Here is an 18,394-nt window from a genome sequence, read left to right on the forward strand (position 1 = left end):
AAAAGGCGAGAGGTTGCGGACTGGCTGGCGGTGCCAATCACTCTGAATAGAATGTCCGCTTCTGGCCGATAGCTGACTGATTCAATAGAGCACGTTGCTTTCACACTTGCGACGGTAATCTTGTAAATTCGGCAGTGGCTTCCTAAGTTTTTTCGAAGCTTTCTCCGTCTGTAGGAAGCGCGTATCAGCTTTTTCAACAACTCTTGAGAGCGCGTGTTTAAACGCCCTCAAGGTTACGTCCTGAAAGCTACAAAACCTTGCGCCGTTGCCTACGACTGCACCAGAATCCGCCGGCTTGTGCGCTTTTAGGTCGCTCGGTAACTTGATCCGTGTCACTGCTCATCAGTGATCGGGTTTAGCAGCCCATGGATAACCTAAGACGCACGACGCTTCTATCAGTCAGGTTTTCGCCTGCATTTTGATGGTGGCTGTGCGCAGGGCGCCCTTGGGCGCGCCGGCTTCTTAGGTTTCCCGGTCTGCTAACCTGCGTGCAGCTGCCTCCCTCTCGTTTAGCAGCAAGAGGGTTGGCACACCATTAGGAACCTAAGGTATGTTCAAAATTACGCCCAACCCACCCGACACCGATCCAGTTTCCCCCTACGAACCCGATTCAAAAAAACTCAACGACGCCGCCGAACGCGCTCTTGATTTCCACTTCCCATCAAGCGCCGACATAAAAGCCACCCCGCGTACCTCCAGCAAGCTATTTTCCGTAGACCCAGAAGCCACGGCCGAAACCCTGGCGGTTTTTTTGGTCGAGACGCTGGCGTCGGTGGATGTGATGGTTCATCAGTTGGTGGATCATTTGGAGGGGGAGTCGCGTTATGCCTTGCTGGGCATTTCAAACAGCATCATGGTGGCGGAGGTTGCGGCGAATCGGGTGTTGGATAAGGTTGAGCCATCCGTGTAACCGCTGTTCTGTGGCGAGGGAGCAAGCTCCGTCGCCACAGGTTGTTTGTTGTTTGTGCTATCGGTTTTCATAGAAACGGGACGCTTTGGCGTCCCGTTTTTTATGGTGGTGGTATCAGCCTCAGGCGCGTTTATTTAACGCCTCTGCCGCCGCAGCGATTTCAGCCTGGCCTGCGCGAGCCCGCAATCAAGCAGCGGCAAGGCCTCCATCAATCAGGTAGATCGCCGCAGAAAACGTCACGATCGACAGCACGGTGCTGACCAGAATCGAGGTTGCGGCTTCGCTTTGATAAGCGCCGGTCTGGTTCGCAAACATCGCCGGAATCGTCGCCGATGGAAGGGCGCAAAGCAGGATCATCTGTTGTGCGTACAGGCCATGAGTGCCGAGCAGTACCGTGGCGCCGAACATCAACACTGGGTGAATGAGCAGCTTGAGCCCCAGGTTGCCCCAGACTTCACCGGACATTTTCAGTTTCTCCGACGACATGATCAGTCCCAGGCACAGCAGGGATACACCGGGCGTGGCCTTGCCGAGAAGGGTGAAAGACTCCGCCGCAAGCGGAGGTAACTTGACCTGCAGCACGGACAGTAGAATCCCCAAGGCCGGCGCCCACATCAGTGGACGACGTACCGCCCCTGAAAGGCTCGACAAAAACGCCTGGCCGCCACTGGCCTTTCCATCGGCGATGGTGAGCAACATGGTTGTCAGCGGGATCATCACCAGGCTTGCGACCAGGTTGAGCACCAGCACCGAGTAGATGCTGCCCGCGCCGAACATTGCACCCAGGATAGGGATGCCCATGAAGGCGGCGTCCGGATAACCGTTGACGAAGCCCTTGAGCGTTGCCACCTTGAGATCGCGAGTGCTGAACCAGCCGATCGCCAGCGCTATCGTGTACATGCCCATGATGCCGATGAACGTCGCCACGATGAACTTGAAGTCGAAGAGCTGTTCACGGGGCGTGCTCGCCATCCCGACAAAAAGCAACGCCGGGAATATCCAGCCCAGCACCAGGCGGCTGATCAGCAGGCTGTCCGAATGGGTCAGTCGTCCGCGCTTGCCGGCGATATAGCCCAGCGCGATCACAAAGGCGACGGGCAAGATGGGTCCTACGATCCTGTCTAACATGTCATCAATCCTCGTATTTATTTTTATCAAGAATGTCGTCATGGCTGATCGAGGCCGACACGTCGGCGTCGATCAACGCTGCAATGAGCCAGCGGCTTATGGGGTCAAGGTTTGAAGCGGTAGTCCCGGATGACGTCCTGGTCTGGCTCGATGCCGAGCCCCGGCCCTTGAGGTACGTCGATGCGTCCGTTACGCGGAATGATGGCGTCGCCATAGAGTTGCGCTTCGAGATCGAAGTAACGCCATTCGACCAGTGACTTGGCGCCGCCCAGGGCTGCACTTCCATGCACCGCCGCCAGCAGGCCGGGGCCGTCATAAAAGGCGTGGACCATCACGGTGACGCCGTGGGCGTTGGCCAGCGCATAGACTTTTTGCAGTTCGGTGATGCCGCCCATTTTGGCGGGGCTTGGCTGCACGAAATCCACAGCGCCGGCCTCAAGCAGGTGTTGGAAGTCCATGAGTGTCGAGGCATTCTCGCCAGCCGCAACCGGGATGCCGCCGTGCGCGCGCACCCTTGCCAGCCCTGAATAGTCTTCCGGCGGCCACACCGGTTCTTCGATCCAGCGCAGGTTCAACGGACGAAGTTTTTCGGTCATGTCCAGCGCTTCGCGCACCGTCCACGGAGCGTTGACGTCGAGAGTGATTTCCACGCCGGGGCCAGCGGCCTCACACGCAGCGCGGATGACGTCGATATCCACCTCGTGCAACTTGAGGTGGCGGAAACCGCTGTTGACCGCGCGCTGCACATTGACGCGGATGAGTTCGGGATCTGCATACCGGATCAGGCTTGCATACGCCGCAAGAGACGTGGCCTCACTGCCGCCCAGCAATTGGTAGATCGGTTTTTCGGCGGCTTTGCCCGCGATGTCCCACAGCGCGATGTCAATCGCCGAGAGGCCATAGATGAACGCGCCGCTGCGACCGAAAACGTGAAATTTCCTCTGCAGATCGCCCTGTAGCTTCTCCCGTCGAGTGACATCGCTGCCAATCAGTTCAGGTGCAAGGATGGTGTCGATCACCACTTTTACTGCAGGGATCGCGGTGAAGCCGAAGGTTTCGCCCCAGCCAACGATACCGTCGTCGGTGGTGATCTTGACCACGAGAGAGTCGACCATTTGCAGGTCTTTCGGCCCCCAGACCCCGCCGGCCGAAGGGCCACCCGTGGTGAAGGGAATACGAAGCGGGATGGTTTCAATGCTGGCAATTTTCATAGGATTGCGCCTCAGGCGGGTTGCGAAGCTGGCACGGCGATTTTTTATTCGTCCGAGCCAGGTTGAGGGCAACGTACACAACATCCTGTTGTCCTTCAACGGAACAACTGTGCCGTTTCGGTAGATTTCGGCCTATGTGTTTACTAATTAATTGTTTTTAAAAGGAAATATGATTGATGTGTTTGGCGAATTTCAGTTTCAACTGTCAGGAACAAGTCTTCTGATGTAGATTAAGAAGACAAGTGAGGGGAGAAAAAGAATGAGTGAAATGAATGTGCAACCCGTAACGCGGCGACCTCATCTGGCCGAGCACATCGCCCGCTCGCTGAGTGACGAGATTGCTTCCGGGCGGCTGCGGCCGGGAGACCGTTTGCCCACTGAACAGTTTCTCTCGCAGAACTTCGGCGTCAGCCGCAACGTGGTGCGCGAGGGCATCGCCACGCTGCGGGCGCAGGGGCTGATTCAGTCTCGCCAGGGCGTTGGCGTCTTTGTCTCCGCCGCCTCCCAAGCGTCAGAGCCTTTGGTACCGCAGGCGAGTGCGCCGATGCTGGACGGTGACAACACCATCCGAAACATGTTTGAAGTGCGTGCGGTGCTGGAAAGCCAGGCCGCCGCGCTCACCGCGTCGCACATGACTCCGGCCAAGCTGAAAATCATTCAGGCCGCGGTCCTGCGCATGCAATACGAAGGCGAACCGACCCTGGAAACCGTCAACGCCGACCTCGATTTTCACAGGGCCGTTGCGGCAGCGTCGGGCAACGACTATCTCGAGACGATGATTCGCACAGTGCTCGAGCCAATGCGCGCACTGATCACCCTGAACTTCGCGCGGCGAGGCCCGGTGTTCAGCAACATTCCGCATGCTGCGCGCGGGGAGCATGAAGAGCTCGTGCAGGCTTTTGTCGATCGAAATGCGACGGCGGCACGGCAGATCATGGGGGAACATATCGTCAACGCAGCCTCACGATTCGGCTACGAGATCACATTTTTCTGATGGTTTGAGCTGAGCGGATCTTGTTTCGTTGTTCTACAACTTGGGAAGGTTGTCCTTTGGTCTTCCGATCATCTCGAACACGTCTGTTCCAATAAGAGAGAAGGCAAGGGAATAGGGATGACTTGTCTCTGGTCATGCACTCGACACTCCTGTACCAGACGCAAACATCGGCAAGCGCTGCAGCATCCAGTTCAGCAGCTCTTGAGCAGGAGCGGCTAACGGTCGACCGGACTTCACCAGCAGTTTTGCTTCAACCCCAAGAAACAACGGATGGTCGATCGCTACCGCTGCCAGGCTGCCGTTGGCGATTTCCCGATAGGCCGCGAATTCGCCAAGCAGCGAAGCGAAACCTCCGTCCTCCACCATGCGCTTGAGCGCCGCGAGGGAGTTGCTGACGAGTACCGGGCGGATCTCGATTTTCTCGGCGTACTCGAGCATCTTGATCGCATGACCGATACCGAATGTCGTGGGCGTCAGGACCAGTTGGCAGGCGAGGATATCCTCGACGGTTGCCGCCGCGCCTCGCAATGCCAATGGATGATCCGGGCGAACCAACAGCATCACCGGTTGCGAAAACGTCGCGCGGTAGTCGATGTGCGGATGCGGCGGCGGATTGTACGCAAGGCCGATGTGCGCACGGTTTTCGGCGACTTCGTTGAGGACGTCGTCGACGGGCAGGATGTCCAGCCGTACATCAAGTTTGGGGTACTGCTTGCAGAACGGCGCGAGCACGTTGTCGACCAACACATCGACATAGCCCTCGCTGATGACGACACGTACATGGCCTTGCTGCAGGCCCTTGATCGCTTGCAACTGATCTTCGAGTTTCTCCTGGTGCGATCGATAGCCGCGCCAGAACTCCAGCAGGTGCGCCGCGGCCTCGGTGGGCTGAACGCCACGTGCCTGGCGCTCGAACAGTTTGGCGCCGATTTCCTCTTCCAGCAGCTTGATCTGGCGTGTGATGACCGAGGGCGACGTGTTGATGTTGTCGGCCGCGCCACGAATCGATCCGTGCGTCAGCACCTCATGAAAATACCGAAGCCGTTGTTGATTGATTTCGCGCATGCCGGGAACTCTCTCCAGAGATGTAGCGTTGCCTGTAGAGCAACACTACACGAACTTAGTTGCTCTTGCTGGTCATGAGGTGCCGGTGCAACATTCTTGAGGACGAACGCAGACCAACAAGAAAAACGGGAGATTCGCATGTCAACTCTTCAGACGCCGGCACGAAGTGATGCCATTTCAGCCCTTTACCGCAAGCTCAACTGGCGGCTGCTGCCCCTCCTGTTCATCTGTTATGTATTTGCGTATCTGGACCGGATCAACGTCGGCTTTGCCAAACTTCAGATGCAGAATGACCTTGGACTTTCCGATGCGGCCTATGGCGCGGGCGCCGGTATTTTCTTTCTGGGGTATGTGTTGTTCGAGTTGCCGAGCAACCTGATGTTGCCGAGGGTAGGGGCACGGAAAACCTTTAGCCGCATTCTGGTGTGTTGGGGCATCACCTCGGCCTGCATGTTGTTCGTGCGCAACGTGCCGATGTTTTACGCCATGCGTTTTCTGCTGGGTGTGTTCGAAGCCGGTTTTGCACCGGGCATGATTTATTACCTGTCCTGCTGGTACGGCCCGAAGCGTATGGCGCGGGCCATTGCGATCGTGTTTATCGCCGGCCCCATTGGCGGCATTGTGGGCGGCCCACTGTCTGCGTGGTTGATCACCACGTTCGAAGGCGTTGGCGGTCTGGCCGGCTGGCAGTGGATGTTCTTGATTGAAGGCTTGCCGTGCGTCTTCCTTGGTGTGCTGACCTTCTTCATCCTTTCCAATCGACCCGCTGAGGCGCGCTGGCTGAGCCATGAAGAAAAGGCCTTGCTGGCCAGTGAGCTGGGTGAATCGACCGGGCGCGTCCATTCGTTCCGTGCGGTGTTGCGCGACCCGAAAATCTACATTCTCGCCAGCGCCTATTTCTGCATCATCTTTTCGATCTACGCCATGAGTTTCTGGCTGCCGGCAATCCTCAAGGCCCAGGGCGTCAACGACACCATGCAACTGGGTTGGTACGCCGCGATTCCCTATGTCGCCGCCGCTTGCGGCATGTACTGGATAGGGCGCCGGTCGGACCGTGTCGGTGAAAGACGCTATCACTGCGCAGTGCCTGCGGGGATCGGCGCGATCCTGCTGCTTGTGTACCCCTTTGCCGACGGCAACCTGATGGCCGCGCTGGCGCTGCTGACCCTGGCAACCGCCATGATGTTCATGGCCTACACCGTGTTGTGGGCGATGCCCTCCGAACACATCAAGGGCGAGGCGGCGGCGGGCGGCATTGCCTTGATTAATACCATCGGTCTTTCCGGCGGCTTCTGGGGGCCGGCCATGATCGGCTGGGCAAAAACCGCAACCGGCAGCGCGAATCTTGGCATCGTTATCGTGGGTTGCGTATTTTTGTGCGCAGCGTTGGTGATCCTGTCGACCAAGCCGAAAACCCGTGACGGCGCGATTCCGGAATACAGTGCGGGTTGATCTGCTGCCACCCGCGTCCTTTGTCATGTTCCGCAAGGAACCCTTTAAAAGTGAGAACTCAAATGCTTTTACACCTGTCGACCTGGGCCGAGATCGGTCAATTTCTTCAACGCAGCCGCACCATCGTGATCCCGATCGGTTCGAACGAACAGCACGGTCCTACCGGTCTTCTGGGGACTGACTGGATGTGCCCGGAAATCATTGCCGGTGAAGCGCAAAAAAACGCAGACATCCTGATCGCACCGACCTTCAATATCGGCATGGCCCAGCACCATCTTGGGTTCCCGGGAACCATCTCGCTGCGTCCGTCGACCTTCATTGCGGCGATTGGCGATTGGGTGCGCTCGCTGGCCGCTCACGGGTTTGAAAAAATCCTCTTTCTCAATGGCCACGGTGGCAACGTTGCATCGATTGAGGCGGCGTTCTCGGAGCTCTACGCCGAAGCCAGCTTCGCTCGACGCCCGTCAGGGTTCGCGCTGAAGTTGTGCAATTGGTGGGACCTTGAGGGGGTAGGGGAGCTTGCGCGCGAGCAGTTCCCTACGGGGCACGGTGTTCATGCCACGCCGTCCGAGATCGCGGTCACACAATGGGCCTACCCGGATTCGATCAAGTCGGCTGAATACTCGCCGCAGATCGCCCCTTGGGGCCCGATCCGCGAAGCGATGGACTTCCGCGCACGCCATCCGGATGGCCGCATGGGCTCGGACCCGGCGCTGGCGACGCCAGAAAAAGGTCGTGAACTGGTGATGTTGGCAGCAAAAAGCCTGGTGCGGGAGGTGGAGGCTTTCAGCCGCGAATCAATGCCTGGCTGAACCTGCGGCTTCTCAACTTGGCCAGCGCCCGGTAGATCCGGGCGTTGGTGCGTCCTGTTTCTTATGTGTCGGAAGACGACACCCGCACATTTCGTCCAGTCCCAAGGGCGGCTTCGTAATGCCCTCGTTTAGAGATTTACCGCCCGATAGTTTTGGTTCCCGCCTTCCAATGCCCTGCATCAAAGGTGGTAACCGCATTCGATCCAAAGCCCCCCTCCATCCCACGCGCCGCGTTAATAGAAAGCCTCACCGCGTAGAGCGCTAAGAACCAGCGAAAAGGCCGGAGTCGGCAAACGACGGCTTGGGTAGTACAGGTGATAACCCGGAAACAAAGGGCACCAGTCTTCCAGTACCCGCACCAAGCGGCCCTCTTCAATGTGCGGTGCAAATTCTTCCTCCGGTAAGTATGCGATGCCCAAACCGTTAACTGCCGCTGCCGGGACATGTGCGCTGGTGTTCACAATGACCTGGCCCACGACACGCACGTTGATCTTTCGACCACGCTTTTCGAATTCCCAGGCGTCAACTCCGCCAAGCGTTGGATAGCGTATGTCGATGCATGTGTGATTCACCAGATCCTGCGGTTTCTTGGGCATGCTGTTGCGTGCGAAATACGAAGGCGATGCCACCGCAGCCATCCGTACTTCAGGTCCGATAGGCGCGGCGATCATATCTTTATCAACGGTGTCGCCGAATCTGATTCCCGCATCGAAGCGATCAGCAACGATGTCCCGGAAGCCATAGTTGATATCAAACTCAACCTTGATGTCAGGGTATTCGAGGAGCAAAGGCGTGAGTCGCGGAAGGAGGATTGTCTTCAGGACAAAATCGCCGCAGGTAATGCGCACCGTGCCCGCCGGCTTGTCACGAAGCTCGGTCAAAGCATCCAGTTCGGCCTCGATCTCGTCGAAACGATGACCAATGGCTTGCATCAGGCGTTCCCCCGCACTAGTCGGCGAAACGCTACGAGTGGTACGCGTCAGCAGGCGGATTTTTAGCCGCTTTTCAAGCCCGGAAACAGTCTGGCTCAGGGCGGATTGCGTGACACCCAAGAGGGCGGCCGCTCGGGTGAAGCTGCCTTCCCTGGCGACCGTTACAAAGGCCAAAAGGTCGTTCAGATTATGTCGTGGCATCGGAGCCTGCCTAGCGCAATTGATTAGCTGTACTTATAACTTCAACAAGCTTTCATTAGATTATCAAGCACTGCGTATTCCCAGAGAATAGGGCAAGCCTCACCTGTGGTCACAGGCAGGGCCCACACGATCCGCTGATCCAGACCCGGCAACCACGTCGATCAGCACCTATTCACTGATGGGAGCAGCACATGAGAAAACTCGTTATCTTGCTCGGCCTTCTGATGGCGTCGCTCTCTGCACTGGGAGCCGACATGTCTAACGGAGCCGATAACTTTTACAAAAGTGAGAAGGTCACGATGGTGAAGGTGACCTTCAACAATCAGTACCAGATGAAAACTGCAGGGAATCTGTTTGTTCCTAAAGATTTGAAACCCGGCAGCAAAACCGCAGCGATCATCGTTGGCCATCCCATGGGCGCGGTCAAAGAGCAGAGTTCGAACCTGTATGCCCAGAAACTGGCGGAGCAAGGTTTCGTGACCCTCGCCATCGATCTGTCGTTCTGGGGCGAAAGTGAAGGACAACCGCGCAACGCGGTCTCGCCAGAAATTTATGCTGAGGACTTCAGTGCCGCTGTTGATTACCTTGGCACACAGACGTTCATTGATCGGAACCGGATGGGTGTCCTGGGCATTTGCGGTAGCGGCAGCTTCGTCATCAGCGCTGCCAAGATCGACCCTCGGATGAAGGCCATTGCCACGGTCAGCATGTACGACATGGGCGCGGCCAACCGAAATGGCCTGAAGCACACTGTCGAGCAGAGGAAACAAGTGATCGCCGCTGCTGCCGAGCAGCGCTATGTCGAGTTCACCGGAGGCGAAACCCAACACACCAGCGGAACTGTCCATGTGCTGACGGACAACTCCAACCCTATCGAGCGTGAGTTCTACGATTTCTACCGCACGCCACGCGGTGAGTTCACCCCCAAAGGCCAGTCGCCGTTACTGACCACTCACCCGACGCTGGCCAGTAATACCAAGTTCATGAATTTCTATCCGTTCAACGATATCGAGACGATCTCGCCGCGCCCAATGCTGTTCATCGCCGGTGAAAATGCTCACTCGCGTGAGTTCAGTGAAGAGGCCTATCGTCTGGCTGGTCAACCCAAAGAGCTTGTCATCATTCCAGGTGCAAGCCACGTGGATCTCTATGATCGGGTCGATCTTATCCCGTTTGCCAAGCTGACCTCGTTCTTCCAAACCAACCTTAAGTGACACTGATCGTTGGGCTATCAGGCCATGCGCTCTCAACAGGCGTTGGCGCTTTACGTATTGAAGGAAATTAGATGAGCAGCACTGCCTTACCTATTCAAGCCGCGAGCCGACAGGTATGGGGAGCCGTCCTGGCGATGTCGCTGTGCGCCTTCGCCTTGGTGACTTCGGAGTTTCTGCCGGTGAGCTTGCTCACACCGATTGCGACCGATCTCGCGCTGACAGAGGGGCAGGCCGGACAGGCGATTTCAATTTCTGGCCTCTTCGCGGTCATCACCAGTCTTTTCATTTCCTCAGTCATTCGCCGGCTCGACCGAAGACCCGTTTTGCTTTTCCTGACAGCCTTGATGATTGCCTCTGGCACGCTCGTCGCTTTTGCCCCGAACTACTCGACACTGATGGTGGGTCGAGCCATTTTGGGGATCGCCATAGGTGGCAGTTGGTCAATGTCGACCGCCGTCATGATGCGGATTGCTCCCGAGAGTTTTGTGCCTAAAGCCATCGCTTTGATTCAGGGCGGTACCGCACTTGCCACTGCAGTCGCAGCCCCCATTGGCAGTTTCATGGGCGGGTTGATCGGCTGGCGAGGTGCATTCTTCTGCGTGGTTCCGCTCGCCGCTCTGGCGCTCTGTTGGCAAGCATTCACGCTGCCGAAAATGCCTGACCAAAATGAATCTGGATCTGCACTTGATGTATTTCGGCTGTTAGGTAGCGCCAAAGTCTCGCTGGGCATGGCCGCAGTGGCATTTTTGTTTATGGGGCAGTTCGCGTTATTCACCTATCTGCGTCCGTTTCTTGAGTCGGTGACACGGGTTAATGTGTCCGGACTCTCGCTGCTTTTACTGATTATCGGAATGGCCGGATTGGTGGGCACCATGGTGATCGGCCCGGTGTTGAACAGAAGCCTTAATCGAGTGCTGATGATCATTCCACTGCTGATGTCGGGGATTGCTGTGGCTCTACTCGTCTTCGGCAACTCGATGTGGGCGACAGCCGTTTTGCTGGGTGTGTGGGGCCTGATTGCTACGTGCGCGCCTGTGGGCTGGTTCACCTGGCTATCACGCACGCTTCCCCGTGATGCCGAAACCGGAGGCGGTTTGATGGTGGCGGTTATTCAGTTGGCTATCACACTCGGCGCGACGCTGGGTGGGCTGCTTTATGACGGAGTTGGCTACCAGGCAACATTCATCGCGAGTGGAGTATTTCTTCTGGTGGCTGCCGTACTTGCACTGTTCGTATCACGATCGGATCTGCCCCCATTACGATGACAATGCCGCTGTTGCGTGGGGGGAAGTGTGTGCATTGGGTGTTTTCCGGGGGCGACTATTTTGCTCCCTCGCCACAGGTAGCTGATTGTTTGTGCTATCTGTTTTCGTAAAAACGGGACGCTTGGCATCCCGTTTTTTTATGGCGGTGGTCGGTATCAGCCTCCGGCGTGTTTGTTCAGCGCCTCTTCCGCCGCAGCGATTTCAGCCTGGCGCCTGATGATCACGTCGCCTATCGGCGGGCCCTGGAAGCGGCGGGCTTCGAAGCCGAACCAGACGATGGCGGTCAGCACCAGAAAGCCGATGGTGATGTACAGCGCCCATTCGTTCGGTGGCTGGATGCCGATGACGAAGATGATGACCATCGAAAGGATCGAGAGGAGGGCGAACACGGTGTACCAGAAGCGCCCCATGTTCCACGGCCCCATGGTCGGCCACTTCGACGTCCCGTAGGTGAACAGGCCGAGCACGATGGGGATGATGAAGGAGAAGAACAGGAAGATCACCGTGCAGGAGACCACGATGGTATAGACCGGTGTTTCGCCGACCGAGATCACCGACGAGCCCCACACGAATAACACGGCGAGGGTGGCGCCGGTCCAGATTGCAGCCACCGGGCTGCGCAGGGTTGGCGAAACCGAGGACAGAGCTCTGGAGAACGGCAGGCCGCCGTCACGGGAGAAGGCGAAGATCATGCGTGACACCGAGGTCACGGTCGCCAGTCCGCAGAGGAATTGCGAGATGAAAATGGCCACGTACAGCGCCATTTTTACTGTCGGGTTCACTTGCGTGTCCATCGCCCAGAAAAACACGGTCCAGCCATGTTTCGCGGCTTCGTCCATGTTCGGCAGCATCAGCACGAAGGAGCTGAGCATGACCCAGCCGAACAGCAACGACCAGACCACCGACATGACCATGCCGCGCGGTACCGACAGGGCGGCGTTGCGGGTTTCTTCGGAGGTGTGCGCGGAGGCGTCATAGCCGGTGATGGTGTAGATCGGCAAGAGCAGGCCGAGCATGAAGATCCAGCCGTTCGACACCTGCGGCCAGACGCTGCCGCCCGCTTCGCCGGAGTAGTTGCCGAAGGTCCACAACCGGGCGAATTCATAACTGGGCGCCGAGATCAGGCAGACGATGGTCAGCGCCAGTGCCGTGGCGAAGATCAGGTACCCCGAGAAGTCGGTGAGTTTCGCAGTCAGGCCAATCCCCAGGTGGTTACACAAGGCTTGCAGGCCCGTGAGGATCGCCAGGAAAATCATCCGTGTCGTGATGGTGTCTTCCATCCCCAGTGCTGGTCCGAAAGCACCGAAAAAGAAGTAATAAGTGCCGACGTTGATCGCGCCGAGAACGGTGACCAGCCCCAGCAGGTTGAACCAGGCTGTCAGCCAGCCGGTGAAGCGGTTACCGAGAATCGAACCCCAGTGATAGAGGCCGCCGGCGGTGGGGTAGGCTGATGAGATCTGCGCCATGGCCATGGCAAACACCCCGGAGATCAGGCAACCGATCGGCCAGCCGATGCCGATGGACGCGCCACCCGCGCCCGAGGTGCCCTGGGCGAGTGAGTTGATGCCACCCGAGAGGATGCAGATGATCGAAAAGGAAATGGCAAAGTTGGAGAAAACGCCCATTCGTCGCGAGAGTTGCTGGGCATAGCCCATGCTGTGCAGCACCTTGACGTCATCGTCGTGCGACGCGTCGGTGCCGGCTTGGCTTGCTGGCTTCATGTTGTGTGCCCCTTCAGGTTTTGATACGCATCCATCCGGGTCCCGGATGGGCTGGCTTTCAACCCCTTGTCGTACTGCTCCTTTTCCAACCGGTACACCCTGTCCATGCCCTATGTCTGGACAGACAACTGCTCTAAATACGGCCGTGATAAGCCGCGTCGAAAATGCTTGCCGCGCCAGTCCGGGTCAATGGCAGCGGGTTGCCGCCGGCAGAGGGGTCGACAATGGCCATGTCCGCGATCAGGTCGGCCTGTTGGTCATCCACGCCCAACTCGACCAGCGTGTGCGGCACGCCGATGTCTTTGCGCAGTTTGAGGATAAAGGCCAGAAAACTGTCGAAGCCGGGCGAGGGCAGGCGCAGATAAGCCGCCAGGCGCGTGATGCGTTCTTCGATGGCGGGGCGATTGAATTGCAGTACGTAGGGCATAAAGGTGGCGTTGGTCATGCCGTGATGGGTGTCGTACAGCGCGCCGACCGGGTGCGAGAGGGCGTGCATGCCGCCCAGGCCTTTCTGGAATGCGGTGGCGCCCATCGCGGCGGCGGCGAGCATTTGCGCGCGCGCGTCGAGGTCGGACGGGGTGTGCACGGCCCGCACCAACGCGTTGGCCACCAGGCGCATGCCTTCCACCGCGATGCCGTCGGCCAGCGGGTGAAAACCAGGCGCGCAGTAGGCTTCCAGGCAGTGTGCCAAGGCATCCATGCCTGTGCCGGCGGTGACTTTGGCCGGCATGCCGACGGTCAGGGCCGGGTCGCTGATGACCACGCGTGGCATCATTTTCGGGTGGAAGATGATGCGTTTGGTGTGGGTGCGTTCATCGATGATCACCGCTGCGCGGCCTACTTCCGAACCTGTGCCTGCTGTGGTCGGTACCGCGATGACCGGGGCGATTTGGCTGGCGTCGGCGCGTGTCCAGTAGTCGCCGATGTCTTCGAAATCCCAGACCGGCCGGGTCTGGCCGCTCATGAAGGCAATGAGCTTGCCCATGTCCAGGCCGCTGCCGCCGCCGAAGGCGACCACTCCATCGTGTTTGCCGGCGCGCCAGGCATCGAGCCCGCCCGCGAGGTTGGCTTCTACCGGATTGGGCTTGAGGTCGCAAAACAGCGCGACGCCAAGGCCGGCGGCACGCAAGGAGTCTAAAGCCGCCGTGGTGATCGGCGCGCGCCCCAGGCCGCTGTCGGTGACCAGCAGCGGTCGCTGGATACCCTGGCTGCGACAGACCTCGGCCAGCTCGCTGATGCGGCCGACACCGAAGCGAATGCTCGTGGGGTAGTTCCAGTTCCCGGTCAGGCTCATGGCTCAGATCTCATGGCGCAAATGGAAGGATTTTGCTCGGGTCAGATGCTCGTAACCCAGGCGCGACAGGGTCACGCCGCGGCCGCTGTTCTTCACCCCGGTCCAGGCCAGGGCCGGGTCCAGGTAATCGCAGCGGTTCATGAACACGGTGCCGGTGTCGATCGCGTTGCCCAGGTGTTCGGCGGCGGCGAGGTCCTGGGTCCAGATGGAAGCGCTGAGCCCGAACTCGCTGTCGTTCATCAAGGCAATGGCGTGGTCATCGCCGGTCACCGGCATGATGCCGACCACTGGGCCAAAACTTTCTTCGCGCATCACCGACATGTGATGGGTGACGTCGATCAGCACCTGCGGCGCGAGGTAGGCGCTGCCCGGTGCGTCGAGGGGAAAGGCCTTCGGATCGATCAGCGCTTTTGCGCCTTTGGCCAGCGCATCGGCGATTTGTCCGCGCACGAATTCCGCAGCGCCTGGGTTCACCATCGGGCCGAGTGTGGTGGCTTCGTCCAGTGGACTACCCAGCACGTATTGATTCGTCAGCGCGACGAATCGCTCGACAAACGCCGGGTAGATTTTTTCATCGACATAGATGCGCTCGATGGCGCAGCAGCTTTGCCCGGAGTTGAAGAAGCTGCCGTCCACCAGGTTTTCCACTGCGTGGTCGAGGTTGGCGTCTGCGCGGACGTAGGCCGGGTCTTTGCCGCCGAGTTCCAGGCCCAGGCCGAGGAAGTGGCCTGACGCTGCGCTTTCCATCGTTCTGCCACCGCCGACCGAACCAGTGAAGTTCACCTGTTGCACACGGCCGGAAGCAATGATCGCGGCGGTCTGGTCATGATTGAGCAGCAGGTTATGAAACAGGCCTTCGGGCAGATTGACGCGGCGAAACGCTTCGGCGAACCGTTCACCCACCAGCAGCGTTTGCGAAGCGTGTTTGAGGATGACGCTGTTGCCGGCCATCAACGCCGGAATAATCGTATTCACCGCCGTCAGATAGGGGTAATTCCACGGTGCGACGACCAGCACCGTCCCCATCGGCTCGCGCTTGATACAGCGGCGGAAACCGTCGACAGGCGTGGGTTCAATGGCTGCCAACGCTTCAGGTGCAAGGGCGATCATATGCCGGGCGCGCTCTTCGAAGCCGCGCAGTTCGCCCGCGCCAAAGCGCACGGGGCGGCCCATCTGCCAGGCCAGTTCCGGGACGATCTCGTCCTTCATGGCCAGCATCGCGTCCACCGCAGCATTGCAAAAGGCGGCGCGCTCGCTCAGCGGTCGGCGCTTCCATGACGCCTGGGCAGTTGCGGCAGCCGCCAGCGCCTGCTCGATCTGCGCAGGATTGGCACAGCGACGTTCGGCATAGACCCGGCCATTGACCGGTGAAATGAGTTGAATCGTTGCAGTCATGATGGCGGTCTCAATAGCGCTCGAAACCGCGCTGCAATTCCCAGTCGGTGATGCGCCGGTCGTACTCTTTCTGCTCCCACTCGGCGGTGTGCACGTAGTGGTCGATCACTTCATCACCGAATGCCTCGCGCAACATGGTCGAGCCCTGGAGCGCGGCGCAGGCTTCGCGCAAGGTCTTTGACACTTCCGGCAAGTGTTCGTCGACGTAGGCATCGCCCTCGAAGGGTGGTGTGAGGTTGAGCTTCTCGTCGATACCGGCGAGCCCCGCAGCGATCAACGCGGCAAAGGCCAGATAAGGGTTGAGGTCGGCGCCGCCAATGCGGCATTCGATGCGGATGGATTTGCTGCTTTCCGCGCACAGACGAAAGCCGGCGGTGCGATTGTCGCGACTCCAGACCGCCCGGGTCGGCGCAAAGGTGCCGGCCTGAAAACGCTTGTAGGAATTGATATAGGGCGCGAGAAAGCAGGTGATGTCGTTGGCATATTTAAGCTGCCCGGCCACCCACGCGCGCATCAGTTTCGACATGCCGAACTCGGCCTTGGCGTCGAAGAACAGCGGCTTCTTGGCGTTCTTGTCCCACAGCGAATTGTGGATGTGGCTGCTGGACCCGGCGGCGTCATACCGCCACTTGGCCATGAACGTGATCGCCTTGCCTTGCAGCTGCGCGATCTCTTTGCAGGCGTGCTTGATGATGACGTGGTGGTCGGCCATGGTCAGCGCATCGGCGTAACGAATGTTGATCTCTTCCTGGCCGGGTCCCCATTCACCCTTGGAGTTTTCCACGGGAATGCCGGAGGCTTGCAGATGCTTGCGAATCGCCCGCAGCACTGGCTCTTCGCGGGTGGTCTGGAGGATGTTGTAATCCTCGATGTAGTGGCCGGCGGTTTTCGGCTTGTGGTAGTTGCGCTTGTGGATGGCCTCGTAGCTTTCGTCGAACAGATAGAACTCAAGTTCCGAGGCGAACATGCCGGTGTAGCCGCGTTCGCGCAGTCGCTCGATCTGCTTTTTCAGAATCGCCCGCGGGCTGTGCGGCAGGTCGCGTCGATGGTGGTGATCAAGCACATCACACAGCACCAGCGCCGTGCATTCCAGCCAGGGCACCCGTCGCAAAGTGGACATGTCGGGTTTGAGGACAAAGTCGCCGTAGCCTTTGCTCCAACTGGCGGCGGCGTAACCCGGTACGGGTTCCATGTCGATGTCGTCGGCCAGCAGGTAATTGCAGCAGTGGGTTTCTTCGTGGCCGCTGTCGATGAAAAACTCGACCTGGAATCGCTTGCCGACCAGTCGGCCTTGCATGTCGACCATGCAAACAAGAACAGTATCAATTTCGCCGGAGGCGGCAGCACGCTTGAGTTGATCAAAACTGAGAAGGGGCTCGGTCATCACGTAGTCCTGCGTGAATAGGTTGGGCCTGTCTGAAATAGCTGTTGCAGACGCTCTCCAGAACAACCCCAAACCTGCAGACGTGAGCATCGTGTGCAATAAGCTGCTCTAAGCTTAGCCTACGGCCGCCGAACGCAAGTTTTGGTGAACGACGCCGGGTGAATCAGGCCGAGCCTTGCCGAGGGAGTCCTCGGTGCAGGCTAATTCACTGCCGACCAAAGTTGGCGGTACGCGTCCACCAGTTGATCCAGGCTGAACGCGAGATTTCGCCCACTCGGGTTAGGCAGGACCCAGACCTGGGCATTGGCAAAGGTTTTTGATTGAAGCCCCCAGGCAATGTCGCGCTGGCCGGATAACGCGCCATACGCCGCTTTACCGAGAAACGCGACATAACGCGGCGCATAACGAGCGATCTTCTGTTCAAAACTCGCCGCGGCGGCGGTGAATTCATGCAGGGACAACTGATCCGCACGCGCCGTGGGCCGATCCACCACGGCCGTCAATCCGCAGTGATAGTTCAAGATCGTCCGGTCGTTTTCCGGGCGCACTTCCTCAGGCGTGAAGCCTGCAAGATGCAGCGTGCGCCAGAAGCGATTGCCTCTGCCGGCAAAGTGGTGCCCTTGAGCGGCGGCCGTCATGCCCGGATTAATGCCGCAAAAAATCACCGCCAGCTGTTCAGCCAGAATGTCTTCGAGGCCTTCACGCACCGCAGATCACACCGACCGCATTGCGTGCCAGCTCCGTCAATTCCTCTCGGGATTTGCCTGCCCGTGCGCGTATCGAAATGCTGTGCAGCAGGGAGGACGCGAGGACGGCGAGGGCGGCGGCGTCGACATCGCCTTTGAGTTCGCCGGAATCGATGGCGGTGCGCAGACGCGTTTCCAGATCGGCATCGAGCCTGCTGAGCCGGTCCGACAGTACTTCGCGAATTTCCGGATCCTCGACCGCTTCGGTGGTCGCTGTGCCGATCGCGAAGCAGCCGCGCGGTTGGCCGTCGCCCGAGAAGTAGATCGATAACTGCCCTTCGTAAAAACGCATCAACGCATCGCGCAGGGGCAGGGTGTTGTCCGTCAGCGCCTCGTGCATCGCCGCCGCGGCAAATTCCCAATATTGCTCAAGCGCCTTTATGTAGAGCGCGTGTTTGTCCCCAAATGCCGCATAGAGGCTGGGGCGATTCATGCCCGCTGCGGTGGCGATGCTGTCCAGCGACGCGCCGGAATAGCCGGTGCTCCAGAACACACCAAGCGCTTGCTGCAGAGCTGTCTGCGGGTCGTAAGCGCGTGGACGGCCGCGGCCTTTTCCTTCGGTAATCTTTTTTTGTGCCATGTCGTATAAAAACCTTGATGGAGTGTTTGTGTGGGGATATTCTTACACCATCGCACAAAATTAAGGAACCAGAAATTCCTTGGTTTACGG

16 protein-coding genes are annotated in these 18,394 nt (G+C 58.8%); 6 read left to right on the top strand and 10 right to left on the bottom strand.

What is annotated here, in order from left to right; translation table 11 throughout:
• The first annotated feature begins 550 nt into the window (after positions 1-550).
• Positions 551-910: a DUF6124 family protein gene (locus K0F88_RS30095; RefSeq protein WP_094468006.1), complete on the top strand. Its 360-nt coding sequence runs from the start codon at positions 551-553 to the stop codon at positions 908-910.
• Positions 911-1,096: 186 nt separating this feature from the next.
• Here K0F88_RS30095 and K0F88_RS30100 read toward each other — a convergent pair whose 3' ends face one another.
• Both K0F88_RS30100 and K0F88_RS30105 read right to left on the bottom strand, forming a co-directional pair.
• Entirely contained in the window at positions 1,097-2,080 is a 984-nt protein-coding gene (locus K0F88_RS30100; protein WP_306823158.1) for an AEC family transporter, read from the bottom strand.
• A gap of 62 nt (positions 2,081-2,142) precedes the next feature.
• Positions 2,143-3,249: a mandelate racemase/muconate lactonizing enzyme family protein gene (locus K0F88_RS30105; protein ID WP_083377142.1), complete on the bottom strand. Its 1,107-nt coding sequence runs from the start codon at positions 3,247-3,249 to the stop codon at positions 2,143-2,145.
• 259 nt (positions 3,250-3,508) lie between these two features.
• Between K0F88_RS30105 and K0F88_RS30110 the strand changes: the two genes are divergently transcribed.
• The gene (locus K0F88_RS30110) at positions 3,509-4,243 is read left to right on the top strand and encodes a FadR/GntR family transcriptional regulator (protein WP_094468004.1); all 735 of its coding nucleotides are present in this window, start codon (positions 3,509-3,511) and stop codon (positions 4,241-4,243) included.
• Between the two features lie 132 nt (positions 4,244-4,375).
• On the opposite strand, the gene K0F88_RS30115 is transcribed toward K0F88_RS30110, so the two are convergent.
• A complete protein-coding gene (locus tag K0F88_RS30115) occupies positions 4,376-5,308 on the bottom strand; it encodes a LysR family transcriptional regulator (RefSeq protein WP_094468003.1) in 933 nt (310 codons plus the stop codon).
• Between the two features lie 138 nt (positions 5,309-5,446).
• Between K0F88_RS30115 and K0F88_RS30120 the strand changes: the two genes are divergently transcribed.
• Both K0F88_RS30120 and K0F88_RS30125 read left to right on the top strand, forming a co-directional pair.
• Complete coding sequence (locus K0F88_RS30120) at positions 5,447-6,760, top strand: MFS transporter (protein WP_094468002.1); 1,314 nt, start codon at positions 5,447-5,449, stop codon at positions 6,758-6,760.
• A 62-nt stretch (positions 6,761-6,822) separates the two neighbouring features.
• On the top strand, positions 6,823-7,572 hold the full coding sequence (locus tag K0F88_RS30125; protein ID WP_219097624.1) for a creatininase family protein: 750 nt from the start codon (positions 6,823-6,825) through the stop codon (positions 7,570-7,572).
• Positions 7,573-7,805: 233 nt separating this feature from the next.
• Here the strand turns inward: K0F88_RS30125 and K0F88_RS30130 are convergent, their stop codons facing one another.
• On the bottom strand, positions 7,806-8,705 hold the full coding sequence (locus tag K0F88_RS30130; protein ID WP_094468000.1) for a LysR family transcriptional regulator: 900 nt from the start codon (positions 8,703-8,705) through the stop codon (positions 7,806-7,808).
• 191 nt (positions 8,706-8,896) lie between these two features.
• Here K0F88_RS30130 and K0F88_RS30135 point away from each other — a divergent pair, with 191 nt between their 5' ends.
• Positions 8,897-9,919, top strand: a complete 1,023-nt coding sequence (locus K0F88_RS30135; protein ID WP_219097625.1) for an alpha/beta hydrolase — start codon at positions 8,897-8,899, stop codon at positions 9,917-9,919.
• Positions 9,920-9,990: 71 nt separating this feature from the next.
• On the top strand, positions 9,991-11,184 hold the full coding sequence (locus K0F88_RS30140) for an MFS transporter (protein WP_094467998.1): 1,194 nt from the start codon (positions 9,991-9,993) through the stop codon (positions 11,182-11,184).
• 155 nt (positions 11,185-11,339) lie between these two features.
• On the opposite strand, the gene K0F88_RS30145 is transcribed toward K0F88_RS30140, so the two are convergent.
• From K0F88_RS30145 to K0F88_RS30170, 6 genes are all read right to left on the bottom strand, one after another.
• The gene (locus K0F88_RS30145) at positions 11,340-12,905 is read right to left on the bottom strand and encodes an amino acid permease (RefSeq protein ID WP_094467997.1); all 1,566 of its coding nucleotides are present in this window, start codon (positions 12,903-12,905) and stop codon (positions 11,340-11,342) included.
• Between the two features lie 133 nt (positions 12,906-13,038).
• Entirely contained in the window at positions 13,039-14,199 is a 1,161-nt protein-coding gene (locus K0F88_RS30150) for an iron-containing alcohol dehydrogenase (protein WP_094467996.1), read from the bottom strand.
• A gap of 3 nt (positions 14,200-14,202) precedes the next feature.
• Complete coding sequence (locus tag K0F88_RS30155; protein WP_094467995.1) at positions 14,203-15,594, bottom strand: aldehyde dehydrogenase family protein; 1,392 nt, start codon at positions 15,592-15,594, stop codon at positions 14,203-14,205.
• Positions 15,595-15,604: 10 nt separating this feature from the next.
• A complete protein-coding gene (locus K0F88_RS30160; protein WP_094467994.1) occupies positions 15,605-16,978 on the bottom strand; it encodes a glutamine synthetase family protein in 1,374 nt (457 codons plus the stop codon).
• 200 nt (positions 16,979-17,178) lie between these two features.
• On the bottom strand, positions 17,179-17,685 hold the full coding sequence (gene mug / locus K0F88_RS30165; RefSeq protein WP_094467993.1) for a G/U mismatch-specific DNA glycosylase: 507 nt from the start codon (positions 17,683-17,685) through the stop codon (positions 17,179-17,181).
• The gene (locus K0F88_RS30170) at positions 17,678-18,304 is read right to left on the bottom strand and encodes a TetR/AcrR family transcriptional regulator (protein WP_094467992.1); all 627 of its coding nucleotides are present in this window, start codon (positions 18,302-18,304) and stop codon (positions 17,678-17,680) included. The genes mug and K0F88_RS30170 overlap by 8 nt, the downstream gene beginning before the upstream one ends.
• Positions 18,305-18,394: the final 90 nt, after the last annotated feature.

The sequence above is a fragment of the Pseudomonas sp. UMAB-40 genome (genome assembly GCF_900095275.1).
GTDB classification, from domain to species: domain Bacteria; phylum Pseudomonadota; class Gammaproteobacteria; order Pseudomonadales; family Pseudomonadaceae; genus Aquipseudomonas; species Aquipseudomonas mandelii_B.

What these genes read in the sequence shown, in the direction of transcription:
- K0F88_RS30095 (WP_094468006.1), top strand. Translation starts at nt 551, where the DNA reads ATGTTCAAAATTACGCCCAACCCACCCGACACCGATCCAGTTTCCCCC.
- K0F88_RS30100 (WP_306823158.1), bottom strand. Translation starts at nt 2,080, where the DNA reads ATGACGACATTCTTGATAAAAATAAATACGAGGATTGATGACATGTTA.
- K0F88_RS30105 (WP_083377142.1), bottom strand. Translation starts at nt 3,249, where the DNA reads ATGAAAATTGCCAGCATTGAAACCATCCCGCTTCGTATTCCCTTCACC.
- K0F88_RS30110 (WP_094468004.1), top strand. Translation starts at nt 3,509, where the DNA reads ATGAGTGAAATGAATGTGCAACCCGTAACGCGGCGACCTCATCTGGCC.
- K0F88_RS30115 (WP_094468003.1), bottom strand. Translation starts at nt 5,308, where the DNA reads ATGCGCGAAATCAATCAACAACGGCTTCGGTATTTTCATGAGGTGCTG.
- K0F88_RS30120 (WP_094468002.1), top strand. Translation starts at nt 5,447, where the DNA reads ATGTCAACTCTTCAGACGCCGGCACGAAGTGATGCCATTTCAGCCCTT.
- K0F88_RS30125 (WP_219097624.1), top strand. Translation starts at nt 6,823, where the DNA reads ATGCTTTTACACCTGTCGACCTGGGCCGAGATCGGTCAATTTCTTCAA.
- K0F88_RS30130 (WP_094468000.1), bottom strand. Translation starts at nt 8,705, where the DNA reads ATGCCACGACATAATCTGAACGACCTTTTGGCCTTTGTAACGGTCGCC.
- K0F88_RS30135 (WP_219097625.1), top strand. Translation starts at nt 8,897, where the DNA reads ATGAGAAAACTCGTTATCTTGCTCGGCCTTCTGATGGCGTCGCTCTCT.
- K0F88_RS30140 (WP_094467998.1), top strand. Translation starts at nt 9,991, where the DNA reads ATGAGCAGCACTGCCTTACCTATTCAAGCCGCGAGCCGACAGGTATGG.
- K0F88_RS30145 (WP_094467997.1), bottom strand. Translation starts at nt 12,905, where the DNA reads ATGAAGCCAGCAAGCCAAGCCGGCACCGACGCGTCGCACGACGATGAC.
- K0F88_RS30150 (WP_094467996.1), bottom strand. Translation starts at nt 14,199, where the DNA reads ATGAGCCTGACCGGGAACTGGAACTACCCCACGAGCATTCGCTTCGGT.
- K0F88_RS30155 (WP_094467995.1), bottom strand. Translation starts at nt 15,594, where the DNA reads ATGACTGCAACGATTCAACTCATTTCACCGGTCAATGGCCGGGTCTAT.
- K0F88_RS30160 (WP_094467994.1), bottom strand. Translation starts at nt 16,978, where the DNA reads ATGACCGAGCCCCTTCTCAGTTTTGATCAACTCAAGCGTGCTGCCGCC.
- K0F88_RS30170 (WP_094467992.1), bottom strand. Translation starts at nt 18,304, where the DNA reads ATGGCACAAAAAAAGATTACCGAAGGAAAAGGCCGCGGCCGTCCACGC.